The organism is Paenibacillus sp. Y660 (assembly GCF_057221575.1).
Genome location: NZ_JBXBBJ010000002.1, coordinates 49,829 through 62,899, shown reverse-complemented (window position 1 = coordinate 62,899; position 13,071 = coordinate 49,829). Strand labels below are relative to the sequence as shown.

Annotated in this window: 13 protein-coding genes; 6 read left to right on the top strand and 7 right to left on the bottom strand. The window is 48.6% G+C overall.

Translation table 11 applies throughout. The annotated features are described in order from the left end of the window. Positions 1-6 precede the first annotated feature (6 nt). From AC2TDN_RS03080 to AC2TDN_RS03060, 5 genes are all read left to right on the top strand, one after another. Entirely contained in the window at positions 7-537 is a 531-nt protein-coding gene (locus AC2TDN_RS03080; RefSeq protein ID WP_484686985.1) for a hypothetical protein, read from the top strand. A gap of 1 nt (position 538) precedes the next feature. After that, the gene (locus AC2TDN_RS03075) at positions 539-2,032 is read left to right on the top strand and encodes an AAA family ATPase (RefSeq protein ID WP_484686984.1); all 1,494 of its coding nucleotides are present in this window, start codon (positions 539-541) and stop codon (positions 2,030-2,032) included. Positions 2,033-2,177: 145 nt separating this feature from the next. After that, complete coding sequence (locus tag AC2TDN_RS03070; protein WP_482065711.1) at positions 2,178-3,050, top strand: 3-hydroxyacyl-CoA dehydrogenase family protein; 873 nt, start codon at positions 2,178-2,180, stop codon at positions 3,048-3,050. Continuing rightward, on the top strand, positions 3,050-4,261 hold the full coding sequence (locus AC2TDN_RS03065; protein ID WP_484686983.1) for an acetate/propionate family kinase: 1,212 nt from the start codon (positions 3,050-3,052) through the stop codon (positions 4,259-4,261). The genes AC2TDN_RS03070 and AC2TDN_RS03065 overlap by 1 nt, the downstream gene beginning before the upstream one ends. Before the next feature lie 25 nt (positions 4,262-4,286). Further along, positions 4,287-4,967, top strand: a complete 681-nt coding sequence (locus AC2TDN_RS03060; protein WP_484686982.1) for a DnaD domain protein — start codon at positions 4,287-4,289, stop codon at positions 4,965-4,967. Positions 4,968-5,015: 48 nt separating this feature from the next. Here the strand turns inward: AC2TDN_RS03060 and AC2TDN_RS03055 are convergent, their stop codons facing one another. After that, complete coding sequence (locus AC2TDN_RS03055; RefSeq protein WP_484687181.1) at positions 5,016-6,035, bottom strand: MerR family transcriptional regulator; 1,020 nt, start codon at positions 6,033-6,035, stop codon at positions 5,016-5,018. 206 nt (positions 6,036-6,241) lie between these two features. Between AC2TDN_RS03055 and AC2TDN_RS03050 the strand changes: the two genes are divergently transcribed. Further along, complete coding sequence (locus AC2TDN_RS03050; RefSeq protein WP_484686981.1) at positions 6,242-6,793, top strand: hypothetical protein; 552 nt, start codon at positions 6,242-6,244, stop codon at positions 6,791-6,793. A gap of 353 nt (positions 6,794-7,146) precedes the next feature. Here the strand turns inward: AC2TDN_RS03050 and mtnB are convergent, their stop codons facing one another. The 6 genes from mtnB to proB form a co-directional block, all read right to left on the bottom strand. Next, entirely contained in the window at positions 7,147-7,800 is a 654-nt protein-coding gene (gene mtnB, locus AC2TDN_RS03045; RefSeq protein WP_482065715.1) for a methylthioribulose 1-phosphate dehydratase, read from the bottom strand. Next, complete coding sequence (locus tag AC2TDN_RS03040; protein WP_484686980.1) at positions 7,797-8,480, bottom strand: 2-hydroxy-3-keto-5-methylthiopentenyl-1-phosphate phosphatase; 684 nt, start codon at positions 8,478-8,480, stop codon at positions 7,797-7,799. The genes mtnB and AC2TDN_RS03040 overlap by 4 nt, the downstream gene beginning before the upstream one ends. After that, on the bottom strand, positions 8,480-9,709 hold the full coding sequence (locus tag AC2TDN_RS03035; protein ID WP_484686979.1) for a 2,3-diketo-5-methylthiopentyl-1-phosphate enolase: 1,230 nt from the start codon (positions 9,707-9,709) through the stop codon (positions 8,480-8,482). Before AC2TDN_RS03035 ends, AC2TDN_RS03040 begins: the two co-directional genes overlap by 1 nt. Then, entirely contained in the window at positions 9,706-10,575 is an 870-nt protein-coding gene (gene proC / locus AC2TDN_RS03030; RefSeq protein ID WP_484686978.1) for a pyrroline-5-carboxylate reductase, read from the bottom strand. Before proC ends, AC2TDN_RS03035 begins: the two co-directional genes overlap by 4 nt. A 61-nt stretch (positions 10,576-10,636) precedes the next feature. After that, entirely contained in the window at positions 10,637-11,887 is a 1,251-nt protein-coding gene (locus AC2TDN_RS03025) for a glutamate-5-semialdehyde dehydrogenase (RefSeq protein ID WP_484686977.1), read from the bottom strand. A gap of 17 nt (positions 11,888-11,904) precedes the next feature. After that, positions 11,905-13,011 (bottom strand): glutamate 5-kinase, encoded by a 1,107-nt coding sequence (proB, locus tag AC2TDN_RS03020; protein ID WP_484686976.1) that lies wholly within the window; start codon positions 13,009-13,011, stop codon positions 11,905-11,907. Between the last annotated feature and the right edge of the window lie 60 nt (positions 13,012-13,071).

Genomic DNA, 13,071 nt, shown 5'->3' with positions numbered 1-13,071 from the left:
TTCATTATGATAAAACCACGTGTGATGCCGGTAATCATTACCGCTGCAATTTCGGCTTCCGTTTTGTTTGGCGGCTGGGCCATTTATAATCAAGTTGCTGTAGCAGCGCCATTGGAGCAGGTTGTTAATGAAGTGCAAGGCGTAGTATCGTCTGGCAAACCGGTAATGGACAGCGAACAAGTGACTATTCAGGTGGAGTTGGCGCCAAATGCTAACATCCGAGATATATACGAGAATATTTCTGAAAACGGCAAAAACGTGTTTGGTGACCGCAAGCTAGTGCTGGATATAAAAGAAAAATCCAGCAAGCAGCTGGATGATCTATGGTATTCCTCGATGTTCGAGGTTGCAGAAGCGATGGAAACAAAAACGTATTCGAGCATTCCAGAAGCAATGAACAAAGCAGCAAAAGCGATGAAGGATGTAACAATTGCAACAGTGATGGATGACAACAACGTATATATAACGATTACGAATAAAGAAGCAGTAAAATATGTTGTGCTTCCACGTACGCCAGCTCAATTGGAGGCATGGTAATATGAGAAAATACGGAGTGGAAATCGCAATCGGAATTGTACCTGTACTCATTGCTTTTTTAATTTTTATTGGCCAAAATGTCTTTCCCATACTGATGCTTGGCGTATTGGGCTTTGTGGTAGTCTATGCAGCGCGAGGCAAAGGCAAGCTAACGGCTATGTCGAGCCAAAAGCGAAGCACTGAGGCGAAGTCGACACCACTAACCTTCGATCAAATTGGAGGGCAGGAGCGGGCAAAGCAGGAGCTTGTAGAGGCGCTTGATTTTCTTGTCCATCAAGAGCAGATTGCTAAGCTCGGCATCCGGCCTCTGAAAGGCATTTTGCTTTCAGGTCCTCCAGGAACAGGCAAGACTCTGCTTGCAAAGGCGGCTGCGCAGTATACGGATTCGATTTATTTGGCTGCCTCGGGCAGTGAGTTCGTAGAGATGTATGTCGGCGTAGGTGCGGGACGCGTGCGTGATTTGTTCAAGGATGCCCGCACGAAGGCGAATAAAGCGAAAAAAAGCAGTGCGGTCATATTTATCGATGAGATTGAGGTTATTGGCGGCAAAAGAGACGGCGGCCAGCAGCGTGAATATGACCAAACCTTAAATCAGCTATTGACGGAGATGGACGGCATCTATGCAAATGAGTCGCCACGTATTTTGTTGATAGCGGCTACCAACCGCAAGGAAATGCTCGACAGCGCGCTTTTGCGTCCAGGCCGTTTCGACCGCCATATTGGAGTCGATTTGCCGGATAAGAAGGGCAGGCTGCATATTTTGAACATCCATGCAAAAAATAAACCAATTGACGAGAATGTTGACTTGGATCGTATTGCAAAAGAATCATTTGGTTTCTCGGGCGCTCAGCTTGAGAGCGTGATGAACGAAGCGGCGATTTATGCGATGCGGGAAAGCAGCGACAAAATAGGCGAAAACCATCTGTCCATGGCCATAGATAAAGTCATGATGGGCGAGAAGACGGATCGGGAAGCTACGAAGGAAGAACGTGAGCGCATCGCGCTCCATGAGCTTGGACATGCCATTATGGCTGAGGTTGTTCGACCAGGAAGCGTATCGCAGGTTGCGTTATCGCCGCGCGGACAAGCGCTAGGTTATGTACGCCACAACCCGCAGCAGGATCAGTATCTTTATACGAAGCAGTTCCTCAATGGTCAAATTATGATTGCGCTAGGCGGAGCTGCTGCAGAGGAAATGTTCTACGGCGGTCGAAGCACAGGCTCGCGAGGCGACTTTGAGCAATCGATGAGCATTGTCAAAACGCTGGTTGAATCCGGATTAACGGATCTTGGCATCATTGATGCATCGATGATAACCAAGGAGGCTTATGCGAACATCAACCGCGAGATTCTAGATGAGCTGATGCTGCAAACGAAAGCGACGCTTGAGTCGAAGCGTGCTATCTTTACACAATCGCTAGAAACGCTGCTTCGAGAGGAAACACTAAGCGGAGATGAGTTTAGAAGCCTCTTTAAGTCAAACTCAGCAGCATAAAGCGTTTACAATATTACAATTTGAAGGCGGAGTGTCTGTCCGCCTTCTTTTTTTGATGAAAACCGTTATAATAAGGTTGAACTATATTTGCAGAGAATGCTTCTACTTTACGAGGCAAACTCACCATTTTAAAGGAGCTATTACATTGCATATAAAAACAGTAGGCGTGGTTGGGGTAGGAACAATGGGGCAAGGCATTGCAGAGATGCTTGCTTCGAAAGGATTGGATGTTATCATCATCGAGCACTCGGATGAGCGTCTTGAGTATGGTAAACAAATGATAGAATTAAGTCTGGATAAGCAAATCGAGAAGTGGGCGCTCACGAAATCCGAGAAGAAGCTGATCATGAATAAAATTGAGGCAACAACCAGCTATGATCGATTAGCCGAGTGCGAGCTTGTCATTGAAACGATAACAGAGGATTTGGAATTGAAGAAAGCGGTATTCGAGCATATCGACCATATATGCGGACCTGCTGTTATTCTTGCAAGCAATACGTCTACGCTGAGCCTGACGGAGCTTGCCAGTGTAACGAAGCACCCTGAACGTGTTATTGGCATGCACTTTATCTATCCGGTATTCAAAATTGATCTGGTTGAAATTGTTCGAGGTCTGAAGACATCAGAGGAAACCTTTATACATACGAAGCATTTTGTAGAAGAGGTTATTAACAAAAAAGGTGTCATGGTATTCGAATCCCCGGGCTTCGTAACGTCGCGCCTCATCTGCTTATTCATTAATGAAGCGCTGCATGTGCTTGAGGAGGGCGTTGCATCTGCGGAGGATATTGACAATGCAATGCGGATCGGCTATTCGTTCCAGCATGGTCCATTTGAAATGTGCGACCGCTTTGGCCTTGATTCTGTGCTGGCAGCGCTGGACCGTATGTTCCGCGAGTATGGCGAGCTTAAATACCGTCCATCCATCGTGCTGAAAAAAATGGTCCGTGCCGGGCATCTTGGCGTCAAGTCTGGCGTCGGCTTCTTCAAATACGATAAGGATGGGGATCGGATCTAATGAAAGTATTAGTCATCAATGCAGGAAGCTCCTCGTTAAAATATCAGCTCTACGACATGCGGGATGAATCGGTGCTTGCGAGCGGCCGAGTAGAGCGCATCGGGATGGATTCCTCCATCGTCACGCATGAACCAATCGACAAGCCCGAGGTGCGCCATGTAAGTGAAATATTGGATCATGTTACCGCGGTTAAGCGCGTAGTGGATATGCTGACGCATCCAGAGTTTGGTGCTATCAGTCATTTGAATGAAATTGATGCCGTTGGCCATCGCGTCGTTCACGGCGGTGAAGTATTCAGCAACTCGGTGCTTGTTACGCAGGATGTAAAGCTTGAAATTCGCAGGCTGTTCGATCTTGCTCCGCTGCATAATCCTGCGCATATGATGGGGATTACTGCGGTAGAAACGAATCTTCCTAATGTTCCTCAAGCAGTCGTATTCGATACGGCATTTCACCAGACGATGCCGAACACGTCTTATTTGTATCCGATCCCGACGGTATTGTACCGCCGTCACAAAATTCGGAGATATGGCTTTCATGGAACCTCGCATTCTTATGTAAGCGCTCAGGCTGCCGATTATTTAAAGAAACCGTTGGAATCGCTCAAAATGATTACTTGCCATATCGGAAATGGCGCAAGCTTAGCGGCTATTTTAGACGGAAAATCATTTGATACGAGCATGGGCATGACTCCATTGGAAGGGCTAATGATGGGTACGAGAAGCGGCGATATCGATCCGGCAATTGTGCCATTCGTGATGAATAAAGAAGAATTGACATTAAATGAAGTTAATTCTATGCTTAACAAACATAGCGGGATGCTGGCTATTTCCGGTATAAGCAGCGACATGCGCGAGGTTACCGAGGCGATGCTTGACGGTGATAAGAATGCGAGGCTCGCTTTCGACATGTATGCTTATCGGGTGAAAAAATATATCGGCGCTTACTCTGCCGCGATGAACGGCGTGGACACCATCGTGTTTACAGCTGGCGTCGGCGAGAATTCAGCAGCTTTGCGCAAAGAAATATGCGAAGGCATTTCATTCCTTGGAATTGAGCTTGATGAAGAACGCAACGCTGAACGCCGCAAGGATGCGCGTGAAATTACAAAGGACAGCTCACGCGTAAAAGTGCTTGTCGTTCCTACTAACGAAGAGCTGTTAATCGCGAGAGATACGTACAATCTTGTTCGCCAAGCGAACTTGTCATAAAGGTTAGTATAGGAGGCAGCCGGCAGTGAACAACGAGATATGGAAGGCGTATTCGCATGGAATGGCCGCTGCATTGCAGGAGGGCGGCGTTCATGTATCTGCGATGCTCCTGCGCACATACCGCCAGCTTGATTTGTCGGACTCTGAGGCGATGATGCTGCTTCAAATCATGGTATATATGGAAGCGGATAGGAATGATTTTCCGACGCCGGAGGAGCTGGCAGATCGGATGGGGCTGACAGGCCGAGAGGTTGGCCAAATGCTTGGGCGGCTCATGAAGGATGATTTTCTGACGATTGATGAATATGTCGACATCGGGACAGGCATGCAGTCGGAGCGCTACAATTGGACGGGCTGGCTGCTGAAAGCTGCTGCTTTGACAGCGGAGCAGAAGCGGGAGACGAAGAAGGCTGAGCGTCAGCCTTTGAAGCCGCAAGCCGTGTCATCATCGGATTTATTTAGCGTTTTCGAGCAAGAGTTTGGGAGACTATTGTCCCCAATTGAATGCGAGACGATTTCCGGCTGGCTTGATCATGATCGTTATACCGATGAAATCATTCGTTTTGCGCTCAAAGAAGCGGTCTTCGCCGGCAAGCTAAGCTTGCGATACATTGACCGGATATTGATTGAATGGAGCCGCAATCGGGTGACGAATGCCGATGAGGCGCGCGCTCATGCGCAAAAGTTTCGCGGAGGAAGAGGCTAAGCCATGAGGCTTAGCTTTTTTATTGGAATAAATGATTCATGAGCAGAATTATGGCTTGCTGGCATATAGGAGACATGAACTCGGACTTATGCTGTTGGTAACCGTTGAATATCCTCTTTCTTCAAGCCAGTGAACAAGAGCTGGAGCAAAGATTTGCGTCCAGTTGGCAGGGAAAGCGGAGAGCTGATTGTTCGAATCAGACTGACATTCATTGTACTGAGCCATTAGTCCACTAATGACAAGACGCCCACCGTTTAGAAGCACTCTGTCCATCTCTTCCAGAGCCAGCAGCTGCTGAGATGGAGTCAAATGGTGCATGGCGAAGCTGCAGCCAATAAAGGCATAGCTTTGAGCAGCTAATGGAAGGGCGAGTAAATTGCCCTGCTTCGCATCGATTTGAGGCAGCCTCTCTCTCAGTATCGCGAGCATTTCTGCTGATTGCTCTACGACGGTTAGCCTTGAGCAGACTGAAGCTAATAGTACGGATAGGTTTCCGCTGCCTGCTCCTAATTCGAGGCCAAGCTCTTCTGCGCGAGGATCCAGCCATTCGACTGTTTTTAAGAGCGTTTGGTGATATTGCTCTTCTGACAGTACACCTTCAAGCGACACCATTGGCGCGTTGTAGCCGTAGCTGAGCGCCAGTTCATCATAATTCCACTGATCGCTCCAGGACGCTCGCAGAATGCGGTTATGCTTCATTTCCTCGGCAGCGCACTCCGCCTGCGTAAGAATGGCTTCGCCGCCTCTCTGCCATGCCATGATCGTTTCGTCTAGTGCTTGGAGCGATTTAGTCGTCGTAATCCATTGTTCATACAATTGGGCACGTGCTCCGTCAACTTTGCGTATAAAGGCTTCCGGCTGATGCAAGACAGATAGCGCCTCTTGAATTGCCGCTATAGGCATCCCCAGCTCTCGCAGCGAAATAATCCAGCGAAGCCGAATAAGATCTCCATCGGAGTAGGATCGATAATTATTTTCTAAAGCTTTGTTAGGACTAATTAGCCCTTTTTCTTCGTAAAACCGCAGCGTGCGCGGCGTAACGCCGAGCTGCTTGGCAGCCTCATGCACCTTCAAACCGATCAACCCCCTCATGCCATTATGAACATTTCCGTTACGTCAAAGTCAATATGTAATTATACTGAGCGAGGTTAATAATGAATATCCTTTTATTTACAACTGATTATTTCTGTCGTATTCTTTTGAGTGACATCGGTGTAAGACCTCAATTATGCATAGGATGTCAGGAAGTTAGTTAATGGAAAAGGAGAGATTGAATGACATTAGTTGCAATTGGAAAGAAGGAATTCGATTCATTGGATGATGAAAGATTGGGATGGGCATGCATGGAGCCTACTTTTCAACAAATTCGTGGAAAAGATGCTTCAGTTAAAACGGCTGCAATTTCCCAGCTCACTATGGGACAGCAGGCGTTGTGCATGTTCAGAGTGATGTATGATCATGCCAAACATTCGAGAAGTGAGTATTATGCCTGGATATCGTATTTGCTGGATAAGCCGAGTTACTGGTCTGGAGTGACAGGTGGGCTTCGATTCTTTGGTGATGCACCTATGCTTGAATTGCTTGAGGACACGAAAAAAGTTCTTGGGGCGCGAAATGCCATGCTGGGCTTGCAATGGAGTGCCGCCGCGTTAAGCGATGTGGATCGTGATGAAGAACTGCTAAGCGCTGTAAACAATTTATTTGAGCGTTTCCTAGAGGCCGCTCCTCATTCGTTGAAGCTAATCGCCTCCTATATTCGATCTTGTCCGCAGCAATTTGTTGAAATAGTTGAAATAGAGAGCAAAGATTCAATTGTAAAAGAGTGAAAATGGCTAGCGACAGTGCGATGATGACGATGATGCAATGTTTGGACGGTATCTTAGCTGCTCGATAAACGTTGCAATTTGTGCATCAGAATCCATTAATGCAGCCTCGTATACTACTAATGAGCGGGTTCTGCTGCGTTTCTGCCGTTTCTGCAACGCAGCTCTTCAATTTGTGAGTCATGTAAGGTTTCTATTGTAGTTTGTGCAGTGTGTTGCTTTGTTGAGCAGGTGAGTTACTTTGTTCTGCAGCCAGAAGGGGTTATTTGGATTGCAGCAGTTATAAAAAAACAGGCGTCCCATCACCAAACATGCTGATGAGACGCCTGTTTTACTACTAGTATTGTTCTGAAAAATTAGCGATTGCCGCGCTGCAGCAGCTCCAAACGGTATACATATTCAAAAATAAACTCAAACGCTTCAAGGTGGCGTTTTGCTTCAAAAGCATTGGCGCCCCAAGCATAAATGCCGTGCTTGCGCAGCAAGATGCCAGGGATGTTAGGAATGATGCGGTCCGTAACCTCAGGTACGATAGAAGGGATGTGAGCGAAGTTGGAGACGATTGGAATATCGATATGCGCTTCCTCATCCCAGATGTTAAAGCCTTTAATGAGCTCAACGCCGTCAACCGGAACTGACTTGCGATCCCAGAAATATTCAGAGATAACGCTGTTGAAGACAGTATGAACGTGAAAAATGGCGCCTGCGCCAGTCAGCTTGTAGATTTCGCAATGGATAAGCGTTTCTGCCGATGGCTTGAGGCGAGTAGCCTCGCAAGGCTTGCCGTCTTGGTCAACGAACAAATAGTCTTCTGGCGTATGAACGGTTTTATCCTTGCCGCTTGCCGTAACTGCGAATTGAAAATCATCGGGCTTGAAATCACCGACACGAATCGATAGATTGCCGCTTGTTCCTGGAAACCAGCCGCGCGAGGCGAATAACTCCTTTACGTCGCGAAGCTCGGAAAGCGCACGTTGTTTATCTTCTAAGGCGATTTGTTGAAAGCTCATTTCGAAGTCGTCCTTTCAGCATTCATAAATTGGATAATGTCATGGAAATTTTCATATTCATGATGCACAAGCCCAAGCTCCTTGCATTTCACGGTCAGATGGGAACGTGAGAACACAACATCAGCGAGCTTTGCACCTTCAAAATCAGTTACGCTGTCACCGATAATAATACGCTCGAATTGATCGGCCGGAAAGCGGCGCATAATGGTCGTTTTGCACATGCCGCAATCGTTGCTGCAGTGCTCATCGCATGGATTTGGCCACAATATCTCAATTCTCTCGCCGCTAAAGTCGCTGCCATTGCAATAGATATGATCACTTGGAATGCCGAACTGTTCAAGAATCGGATAAACAAAAAAGTCGATGCCGCCGCTCGTAACGAAAAATTCAATCTCCTGCTCTTTGCAAAAAGCAAGAAAATCACGGAATCCTTCCCGAATCCGCGCGTTGGATATACTGAATGCAATGACTTCCTTTTGCATGGAAGCAGGGAGAAGGCGGAATAATTGTCCGACACCATCTTTGATCGTCAGCTCCTGCGAAATCGTTTGCTCAGCAATCTTCTCCCAGCCTTCTGGGTTAAAATGTTTAATGATAGCGATGATGTTGTCATTAACAGTAATCGTGCCGTCAAAATCACAGAACACAATGCGTTTCTTAGTTGAATTGATGTCACTCATTACTCTTTGATCCCCCAAGCGTTTATAGCCGCTTGCAGCGCTTCATTGCCTGATTGTGCTGCAGCTTCGCGAAGCGGCATATTGTTTAATGCAGCTGCGATAGCTTGGCGGAAGGCTTGTCCACCTGCAGCCGTGCCCATCGGGTGGCCGTGGATGCCGCCGCCGGCATTAACGACTACACCTGTTCCGAAATCTTTTAGAATAAGCGGAACAAGACCGGGATGAATACCAGCAGACGGTACAGGGAAGCTGGCCCGCAGGCCATGAAGCGGCTCAAGCAAAGCATCCTTAACTGCCAAATTTTCTTCCTTCGGCATTACGACTGAGCCGTAAGGGGACGGAAACAAGACGAGATCTGCACCTGCTAGACGCATGAGCTTCCCAAGCAGGAGCGAGGCGCTAATTCCGTAATGCGGCGATGGGTACATAGCGCCTGCCATTGCGGGATGCGCTGCAATTGGTACATTTATCGTTTTGTCGCTGCTAAGCTCGTGAAGCACATCGTAGCCATATGCAAGAACGTTGAACAATAACGCGTTGGCTCCAGCATTTATTGCTTTGCGTGCATTCGCGGCAAGCTGAGACGTAGGTCCGGTCAAATTAACCGCATAGAGCAGCTTCTGGCCTGTTTCCGCTTCCGCGCGGCGTGCGGCGTCCATACAAGCTTCAACACGCTTCTCAAGCGGCGTAAGCGGATTTTCAAACAGAATCTCATCATCCTTGATCAGATCAACTCCGCCAAGCGCTTGTTTATAGAATTGATCCTGCAGGTTTGCAAGATCGTAGCCGACAACCGATTTGAAAATACTCATCAGAAGCGGCCGTTCCGCAACGCCAAGCAGGTCACGAACACCGTTTAGGCCGAATTTCGGTCCAGGGAAAGCAGAAGCAAAATCCTCTGATACATCAAGGTCAAGCAGCTTGATTTTGCCATCCATCGAAAGTTTACCGAACACGGTAACGAGAAGGGCAGGCAGATCGCAGCTGAAGTTAATGTCAGGATAAGCGATCCGAATGTCAGCATAACGCTCGCCTGGCAATGCGTTTTCCGGCTCATGCACGTTAACGGACAGCACTTTGCCAAGATGCTTCTCCATATCCGCTTTTTGCGCTTCGGGAAGCTCTGTCCAGCTGCCAACCGTCAAACCGACTGCTATCGAAAGCGCCTTTTTGTTAAAATCGGCTTTATCGTCATAGGAACGATAGGTTGCGATACATACTCCGTTCATTCCTTAATGCTCCTCTCAATATCTGCTCCGAGCTCGCCTGCGCGTTCGGCAGAGCGTTTAACGCCCTTATTGATCGTTTCTAGGAAATGGTTCTCGGCCATCAGCTCAATGGCAGCTTGCGTCGTGCCGTTAGGCGATGATACTTTACGGCGCAGCTCTGCAGGCTCTTCGCCAGTGTATCGGACCATCTCCGCCGCACCAAGAACAGTTTGAACGACTAGCTCTTTAGCCGAAGCCTCGGAGATGCCAAGCTCGATAGCAGATGCAATCATGGATTCCATGAAAAAATACACATAGGCAGGTCCGCTTCCGGACACGCCGGTTATGGCCTGCTGCAGCGATTCATCAACGACGGCATTGATGCCGATGGAGCTGAAGATCGCCTCCGTTACGATTTGCTGCTGCGAAGTTACGCTCTTCGAGTAGCTGATCCCGGTAGCTCCAAGACCTATCGTGCTTGAAGTGTTCGGCATTGCCCGGACAACTGCACCTTTCCCGCCAAGAAGCTTCTCGATTGCGTTAATGGACAAGCCTGCGATTACCGAAATAATGAGCTGCTTTGGCGAAACCAAAGGCTGAATAAAAGCGATAGCAGCGGCTGCATCCTTCGGCTTCATCGCCAAAAAGATAATATCCGCTTCACGCAAGTAAGCTTCGTTGCTTGAGCCTTGAACGATCGTTTGTACGCCATAAGTCTCATTAAGCTCGTTAAGTCGCTCTTCATTTTGCCGATTAAGCATGGAGATGCGGCTTGGTTCAACCAGCTTTTTGTTTATTAATCCTCGTGCGATCGCCTCGGCCATCGATCCGGCGCCATAGAAGCAGATTTGCAGACTGGCAATGCCAGCTTGTGTCAGTAGGGTCATTGTTGTATACCTCCGTCATTTCATTTTGAATTTTATTTAGCTTGCCGTTGTGCAGGCAGCATTAACCTCGTATTTGACCAGTTCCATAAATCCGGTATTTAGTCGAAGTCAGGGCAGGCAAGCCCATTGGTCCGCGTGCGTGCAGCTTTTGCGTGCTAATGCCGATTTCCGCACCGAAGCCGAATTCGAAGCCGTCGGTGAAGCGGGTGGAGGCATTATGATAAACGGCTGCAGCATCAATTTCTTGAATAAAACGGTCAGCATGCTGCGCATTTTCCGTTACGATACATTCGGAATGCTTGGTGCCGAACCGCCGGATATGAGCAAGAGCAGCGTCAAGATGCGGAACGACACGTATATTCATAATATAGTCATTATATTCTGTGCTATAATCCTCATCCGTAGCAGGCTTGGCGCCAGAAATCAGAGCAACGGTTCTCTCGCAGCCGCGAAGCTCAACACCAGCCTGAATGAAGCGATCAGCAAGCTGTGAAAGATGCTTATCGGCAAAAGATTCCTCAACAAGCAGAGTTTCCAGGGAGTTGCATACAGAAGGGCGCTGTACCTTTGCATTAAAGGCAATTTCGACAGCCATATTGTAATCGGCGCTTGCATCCACAAATGTATGGCAAATGCCAGCGCCTGTTTCGATGACAGGGACCGTTGCATTTTCAACTACGTTGCGAATAAGCGAAGCGCCGCCCCGCGGAATAACAACGTCGAGCAGACCGTTGAGCTTCAGCATTTCGTTAACCGAAGCGCGATCTGAATCCTCGATAAGCTGAATGGCATCGGCTGGCATTGCTGTTGCGGCAAGCGCATGTTTGAGAACCTCTACAATTTTGCGATTCGATTCGATTGCCGCCGATCCGCCGCGAAGGACAACGCTGTTTCCGGTCTTCAGGCAAAGGCCTGCTGCATCGACGGTTACGTTCGGACGCGCCTCATAGATCATGCCTATAACGCCGAGCGGCACTCTTACTTTTTCAACTTTCAGCCCATTTGGACGGTCAAAATGCTCAAGCAGCTCGCCGACAGGGTCTGGCAGTTCTACGATTTGCCTAAGTCCTTCAGCAATTGCGGCTACACGGTCGCTATTAAGCGCGAGTCGGTCGAGCAGGGAAGGGCTTGTGCCTTGCTCGCGTCCGCGCTGCAAATCAAGCTCATTTGCGGAAATAATGGCAGCTTGCTTGGCGAGCAGGGCGTCAGCCATATGTATAAGCGCTGTATTTTTTTGTTCTGTTGTCAATCGATTCATAATGGCTGCTGCATCCTGTGCTAATATTGCTTTCTGTCTAACTTCGCTGGTCATAATAGGAAGCCTCCTTATTATTTCAATGTAATCCATTCGTCGCGATGAATAAATTCGATACGGGAAACGTCGACCCTGCGCTTCACTTCCTCCGTGGTCAGACCGGCAACCGCTTGAATTTGCCAAGCGGCGTAATTCACGACGCCGCGGCCAAGCGTTTCGCCATGGCGATTGGTAACTTCAACAACGTCGCCAGGCAGAAACTCGCCTTGAACATCCGTAACGCCAGCGGGCAGGAGACTCTTGCCGCCTTCAAGCAGAGCGTTCACTGCGCCATCGTCGACGGCAACCTTGCCTTGCGGCATCGAATGAAAGCCAAGCCACTGCTTCTTCATCGGCAGGCTGTTCAGCTTCGTATCGAAATAGGTGCCGCGGCCATTTCCTTCAACGGCGAGTGCCAAATCACCTTCCTTCTGCACTTTTCCGATAAAGGCATGCACGCCGCCTCGCATGGCAATCCGCGCAGCTTCGATTTTGGATCGCATGCCGCCTGTGCCGACTGAGGAGCCAGCGCCGCCAGCAAGCTTCATAATATCGTCGGAAATTTGGTCAACGCGCTCGATTTTGACCGCTTGCGGGTTTTTGCGCGGATCTTCGGTGTACAAGCCGTCCATATCGGTAATGATCACAAGCTGGGCAGCTTTCGTCATGGCCGCGACTAGTGCGGATAAGTTGTCGTTGTCTCCAAATTTAAGGACAAGCTCGTCTGTTGCAACCGTATCATTTTCGTTGATGATCGGGATGATGCCAAGACGCAAAAGCTCTTCAATTGTCATCAGCGCATTTTGGATGCGGCGGCGATTGGAGAAGTCAGCCCGCGTCAGCAATATCTGTGCGGCTACGATGCCGTATCCGCCGAAAGCTTCCTGATATGCCTGCATAAGCAGCGCTTGACCGACTGCGGCCGCGGCTTGCTTCTCATGCACTATCTTCGGCTTAACGCTATAACCGATTTGACGAAAACCTGCTGCGACTGCGCCGGATGTCACGAGCATCACGCTGCTGCCTCTTTGGTGAAGCATCGCGAGTTCCGAAGCGAAATAATGAATGCGTTCGCGGTTTAAGCCGCCTTCCTCAGACGTGAGCGAGCTGCTGCCAATTTTTACGACTATACGTTCTGTCATTGTTAATCCCATCCTATGCTTGTTTCGTGACAACAAAAAAGACTTCCGTCCATAAAGGAC

Excerpts from the sequence above, each read along its gene's own strand:
- AC2TDN_RS03080 (WP_484686985.1), top strand. The coding sequence starts at position 7 with ATGATAAAACCACGTGTGATGCCGGTAATCATTACCGCTGCAATTTCG.
- AC2TDN_RS03075 (WP_484686984.1), top strand. The coding sequence starts at position 539 with ATGAGAAAATACGGAGTGGAAATCGCAATCGGAATTGTACCTGTACTC.
- AC2TDN_RS03065 (WP_484686983.1), top strand. The coding sequence starts at position 3,050 with ATGAAAGTATTAGTCATCAATGCAGGAAGCTCCTCGTTAAAATATCAG.
- AC2TDN_RS03050 (WP_484686981.1), top strand. The coding sequence starts at position 6,242 with ATGACATTAGTTGCAATTGGAAAGAAGGAATTCGATTCATTGGATGAT.
- mtnB (WP_482065715.1), bottom strand. The coding sequence starts at position 7,800 with ATGAGCTTTCAACAAATCGCCTTAGAAGATAAACAACGTGCGCTTTCC.
- AC2TDN_RS03040 (WP_484686980.1), bottom strand. The coding sequence starts at position 8,480 with ATGAGTGACATCAATTCAACTAAGAAACGCATTGTGTTCTGTGATTTT.
- AC2TDN_RS03035 (WP_484686979.1), bottom strand. The coding sequence starts at position 9,709 with ATGAACGGAGTATGTATCGCAACCTATCGTTCCTATGACGATAAAGCC.
- proC (WP_484686978.1), bottom strand. The coding sequence starts at position 10,575 with ATGACCCTACTGACACAAGCTGGCATTGCCAGTCTGCAAATCTGCTTC.
- AC2TDN_RS03025 (WP_484686977.1), bottom strand. The coding sequence starts at position 11,887 with ATGACCAGCGAAGTTAGACAGAAAGCAATATTAGCACAGGATGCAGCA.
- proB (WP_484686976.1), bottom strand. The coding sequence starts at position 13,011 with ATGACAGAACGTATAGTCGTAAAAATTGGCAGCAGCTCGCTCACGTCT.